Source organism: Bradyrhizobium sp. 31Argb, assembly GCF_043638955.1.
Taxonomy (GTDB): Bacteria; Pseudomonadota; Alphaproteobacteria; order Rhizobiales; family Xanthobacteraceae; genus Bradyrhizobium.
The window spans coordinates 1-5,453 of the sequence record NZ_JBEGDB010000402.1 but is presented as its reverse complement, the minus strand read 5'-3'; the positions used below and the strand labels follow the sequence as shown (position 1 = coordinate 5,453).

General features: G+C 62.4%; 4 protein-coding genes and 1 tRNA gene. 4 read left to right on the top strand and 1 reads right to left on the bottom strand.

What is annotated here, in order from left to right:
- Nucleotides 1–874 precede the first annotated feature (874 nt).
- A tRNA-Thr gene (locus tag AAFX91_RS38560) sits at nt 875–949 on the bottom strand.
- 556 nt (nt 950–1,505) lie between these two features.
- On the opposite strand from AAFX91_RS38560, the gene AAFX91_RS38555 reads away from it, so the two are divergent.
- The 4 genes from AAFX91_RS38555 to AAFX91_RS38540 all read left to right on the top strand — a co-directional run bounded on the left by AAFX91_RS38555 (nt 1,506) and on the right by AAFX91_RS38540 (nt 5,347).
- A complete protein-coding gene (locus AAFX91_RS38555) occupies nt 1,506–3,206 on the top strand; it encodes an FAD-dependent oxidoreductase (protein WP_394569981.1) in 1,701 nt (566 codons plus the stop codon).
- Nucleotides 3,207–3,216: 10 nt separating this feature from the next.
- Nucleotides 3,217–3,525 (top strand): UBP-type zinc finger domain-containing protein, encoded by a 309-nt coding sequence (locus tag AAFX91_RS38550; RefSeq protein ID WP_130579947.1) that lies wholly within the window; start codon nt 3,217–3,219, stop codon nt 3,523–3,525.
- Between the two features lie 305 nt (nt 3,526–3,830).
- A complete protein-coding gene (locus AAFX91_RS38545; protein WP_130579948.1) occupies nt 3,831–4,343 on the top strand; it encodes a hypothetical protein in 513 nt (170 codons plus the stop codon).
- 179 nt (nt 4,344–4,522) lie between these two features.
- Entirely contained in the window at nt 4,523–5,347 is an 825-nt protein-coding gene (locus tag AAFX91_RS38540) for an alpha/beta fold hydrolase (RefSeq protein ID WP_394569980.1), read from the top strand.
- Nucleotides 5,348–5,453: the final 106 nt, after the last annotated feature.

Sequence of the window (5,453 nt, the reverse complement as noted above, 5' to 3'; positions counted from 1 at the left end):
GCATAGCAATCAAGTTTACGCAGATTGCGTAGACTTATCTGCGCAGAAAACGCGTCAAAACAAGAATCTAGAGCTTCAGTTCTGATTCAATCAGAACCGAAGCTCTAGGGACTTTTTCCGTCGAGAATGGCGGGTTTCTTCTACTTGAAGACCCGCCGCGAACGCCGATACACCAGTTTGCGCCGCTTCTGGCGTGCTCAGGCCGATCAAAAGCGGTGTCGTTGGTCCGGAGCGGCGCCGCCGCTGCTCCGGACCAACGTGCTGTGACGACGCGTGTGCTTGCCGCGTGGGCAAGACCTCATAGGGAGGCTTGATATGTCGCGTTCGACGCTAGCATTTGTCGCTATGATGACGCTTCTCTCGATGAGCTTCGTTCTTTATCCGCAAGACCCTGCCAACGCTGCCACGTTCTGTGCGCAGCTAAGAGGGGCGAAAGCCGCAGGACAGCCTGACTGCTCATTTTCGACGCTGGATAAGTGCCGCGCACGCGTCAGGCATAGGGGCGGCGGGCACTGCTACAAACTGACCCACTAGCCCGACGGCGCAAATGCACGACGCATCCTGAAATCGCGAGGACCGCGGTTGGTGCGAGCGGAGCGTCTTCGATGCGCAAGCGATGGGCCGGGTTAGCGCTGCCTTCGCCCTCTATCGGTTGAAAAACACAACGCCGACGGCGCCGAGTATGGCGCCGCAGTCGTGAATTTTCGTTGCCGGCCGTGAAATCGATCACGCGGTCCAAATCTGGACCTGATGGCGGCGCTTGTGCAAAAATCGATCATGTTCGGCACTTTTGATCCGGTTGGGTACCCGGCTCGAAATCGAGTATCGTCCGCCGGGGAGCCGGTCATCTAAGTTGCTGATTTTGTGGGTTTTCTGGTGCTGCCGGACAGGATTGAACTGTCGACCTCTCCCTTACCAAGGGAGTGCTCTACCACTGAGCTACGGCAGCATGCCCGGGAATCAAAGAATCGGCCGAGTTGGCCCCAGCGGGCGCGGCGGTTCTTGCCACAAGCCCCCCTCCGGCGCAAGCGCGGGGACGGGGAGGCGGACCGCAAAAACACCTCGTCCCGTCGAAATTCGGCCAATCCGGGGGCACTTCGGTTCCCTGGGGCGCTCGGGAGTGCGGCTTTGGCCGGTTCGTCCTGCCACCGCACGGAAGACCGGGGGAGCCCACCTCCCCGATCGACCGGTGCATGTCCCTCGGCGCCTGGTCTATTGTCATGCAAGTTTGAAAGACGGATGCAACATGCAGGACGAGAAAGACAGGCGGGAGCGGCAGGCCGCGATTGCGTCAGACGAATCAAGACAGCATCGCCTCAAGCTCGCGCTGCGCGAAAACCTCAAGCGGCGGAAATCACAGGCGCGCGGGCGCAGCGATCCTGCATCTTCCGAACCGGCCGAAGGCCGACTAGATGACGCGAGCGATGGCGAGCCGGGTCGCTAGCCGGTCCCTGCATGCGGGGCATCGTTGCGACGTGTTTTGGTAAGAGGAGTGAGTAGCTGAGATGGCTGCAGAGGCGATGGCGAATCCGATCAGCGCGAGGTCCCTCGCGTTTCCGCGGCACGAACAGACCTTTCCCAGCCTGACCGACCACGAGATCGAGCGGATGCGCCGGTTCGGCGAGGTCAGGCACTATAGCGACGGCGAAGCGCTGTTCGAGACCGGCAAGCCGGGACCGGGCATGTTCGTGGTGCTTTCGGGCACGGTCGCGATCACCCAGCGCGATGGCCTCGGCCATGTCACGCCGGTGATCGACCAGGGCCCGGGACAATTCCTGGCCGAGATTGCCCAACTCTCCGGCCGGCCTGCGCTGGTCGACGGCCATGCCGAAGGCGATGTCGAGACGCTCTTGATTCCGCCGGAAAGATTGCGGGCGCTGTTGGTGGCCGAGGCCGATCTCGGCGAGCGCATCATGCGCGCGCTGATCCTGCGCCGCGTCAACCTGATCCAGGGCGGCGTCGGCGGCCCCGTGCTGATCGGCCCGCCGTCGCTCGGAAAGATCGCGCAGTTGCAGAATTTCCTGGCGCGCAACGGCCAGCCCTATCACGTGGTCGATCCCGCCACTGACAAGGACGCGGCCGACCTGGTGGCGCGCTACTCGGCCACGCGCGCCGAGTTGCCATTGGTGGTCTGCCCCAACGGCAACGTGCTGCGCAACCCGTCCGAGACCGCGCTTGCGATGGCGATGGGCATGATCGGCGGCCACACCCATGACAAGCTCTACGACGTTGCCGTCGTCGGCAGCGGGCCGGCCGGGCTCGCCACCGCCGTCTATGCGGCGTCCGAAGGGCTGTCGGTCGCGGTGCTCGATTCGCGCGCCTTCGGCGGCCAGGCCGGCGCCAGCGCCCGCATCGAAAACTATCTGGGCTTTCCGACCGGCATTTCCGGCCAGGCGCTCGCCGGCCGCGCCTTCAACCAGGCGCAGAAATTCGGCGCTGATATCCTGATCCCGGTCTCGGTCAGGTCGCTGGACTGCTCCAAGCGGGACGGCCTGTTCTCGATCGCGACCGAATGCGGGCACACCTTGCGCTCACGATCGATCGTGGTTGCGAGCGGGGCGCGCTATCGCCGGCCGAGCATCGAAAATCTCGAGGCCTTCGAAGGCCGCGGCGTCTGGTACTGGGCCTCGCCGATCGAGGCCAAGCTGTGTGCCGGGCAGGACGTGGTGCTGGTCGGCGGCGGCAATTCGGCAGGCCAGGCCGCAGTGTTCCTGTCGGGCCATGTGCGCAAGGTCTACATGATGATCCGCGGCGGCGGCCTCGGGGCCAGCATGTCGCGCTATTTGATCGAGCGCATCGAGGCGACGCCGAACATCGAATTGATGTTCAACACCGAGATCACAGCGCTGGAAGGCGGCGAGGATGCCACGCTCCAGCGCGCGCGCTGGAAGAGCCGCCTGGCGCCGGAGCAGCACACGCTCGACGTCAACAACGTGTTCCTGTTCGTCGGCGCCGATCCCGCGACCGGCTGGCTCGAGGGCTGCGGCGTCAAGGTTGACCGCGGAGGCTTCGTGCTCACCGGCCAGAGCGGCCAGGATGGCCTGCGGCAGGGACAATTGCTGGAGACAACGGTGCCCGGCGTTTTCGCCGTTGGCGATGTCCGCTCCGGATCGGTCAAGCGCGTCGGCGGCGCGATCGGCGAGGGCGCGCAAGTCGTCGCGGCGCTGCACGGCTTCCTCGCCGACAACGCCAATTCTACGGCTTAGGAAACAGCAGATGTCGAAAGGCTGCACCCATATCGCCGACATTCAGACCGTCACGCCGAGCGCGCTCGGCTGCGAGGAATGCCTGAAGAGCGGCAGCCAATGGCTGCATTTGCGCATCTGCCGCACCTGCGGCCATGTCGGCTGCTGTGACGATTCTCCCAACAAGCATGCGACCGCGCATTTCCACGCGACCGGCCATCCGATCATCGAAGGCTATGATCCGCCGGAAGGCTGGGGGTGGTGCTATGTCGATCGCGTGCTGTTCGATCTCTCGCAGCGCAAGACGCCGCATAACGGCCCGATCCCGCGCTATTATTGATTCATAGCGCCGTGGGGAACGCGTAGCCCGGGTGGAGCGGAACGCGTAACCCGGGATATCCGTGTCAGCATACGCGAGCGGCCCCGGGTTACAGCACTAATTCAGATAGTTTGGTGATTGCTGTCGGTGTGCTGTCATTTATGACAGGCATGCAAACGGTTTCGGCAAATCCCATACTTTAATTTATTCGCATCATAATCATCTTATCTTCATCATATAAGCCGGCTTCCGATCCGCGAAGCATGTAGCAATCTCACTTGTTGCATCGTAGTGTTCAGCGCGGTTCTCAATCGGGAGTGCTTCACATGGTCCTGGGTATGAGCTTGGCCACGTTTACGCTTGTTCACGTGGTGATCAGTCTGATTGCAATCGTCGCGGGCCTTGTCGTGATGTTCGGGCTGCTCGGCTCGAAGCAGATGCCCGGGCTCACCGCGATCTTCCTGCTGTTCACGATCCTCACCAGCGTCACGGGCTTCATGTTCCCGTTCAAGGAGCTGCTGCCCTCGCATATATTCGGGATCATTTCGTTGATCCTGCTCGCGATCGCCTGCATCGCGCTCTATGTCATGAAGCTTTCGGGCACCTGGCGTCCGATCTACATCGTGACGGCGATGATATCGCTCTATCTCAACGTCTTCGTGCTGGTGGTTCAGTCCTTCCTCAAGATACCCCCGCTGCACGCGTTGGCGCCGAGCGTGCCACCGGCTCCGCCGTCCGGCCCCGTCTTCGCCGTCGTGCAGGGCATCGTGCTGGTGCTATTCGTGGTGGCGATCATCGGCATCTGGCGGCGCTTCAGGCCGATGGCCTCCTTCGCCTGAAGCATGATCCGGAAAAGTGGAGACCGGTTTTCCTCGCGACAAACGCGAAGCGTTTGCGCGGAGATCATGCTCACGATCCAATTGACATCGTGATTTGATATCGCAGGGCGATTTTGAAATCCGGAGCATGCCCGCGACCGGTATGTTCCATCAGCTTAACTCGCACGAAAGGCTGCGCGATGCCCACGATCACCACCAAAGACGGCGTCATGATTTTTTACAAGGACTGGGGCAGTGGTCAGCCCATCGTCTTCAGTCACGGCTGGCCGCTGTCATCTGATGACTGGGACACCCAGATGCTGTTCTTCCTCAATCACGGCTTTCGCGTCATCGCGCATGACCGCCGCGGCCACGGCCGGTCGAGCCAGGTGAGCGATGGCCACGACATGGATCACTATGCCGACGACCTCGCGGCGGTGACCGAGCATCTCGATCTGAAGAATGCCGTTCACGTCGGTCATTCCACCGGCGGCGGCGAGGTGGTCCACTATATCGCGCGGCACGGTGAGAGCCGGGTGGCGAAGGCGGCGATCATCAGCGCGGTGCCGCCCTTGATGGTGCAGACCCCGGCCAATCCAGGCGGCCTGCCCAAGGATGTCTTCGACGGGCTGCAGGCGCAGCTCGCCGCGAATCGCTCGCAATTCTATCGCGAGCTCGCCGCGGGCCCGTTCTACGGCTACAACCGGCCGGGCGCCAAACCGTCGGAAGCGGTCATCCAGAATTGGTGGCGCCAGGGCATGATGGGCGGCGCCAAGGCGCATTACGACGGCATCGTCGCCTTCTCGCAAACCGACTTCACCGAAGACCTGAAGAAGATCAACGTGCCTGTTCTCGTCATGCATGGCGACGATGACCAGATCGTGCCCTATGCCGACGCCGGGCCGCTGTCGGCCAAGCTGTTGAAGAACGGCACGCTGAAGACCTACAAGGGCTTTCCGCACGGCATGCCCACCACGGAAGCTGCTACCATCAACGCCGACCTGCTCGCGTTCATCAAGGACTGAGCGTCGCTTCCTTCACCTCTCCCCGCGCGCGGTAGGGGAATCGCATATGGCCTTAGGGGGTATTGCATAGCGGAGCGAATTGGATTCTTCGGGTGTCTCCCGATTC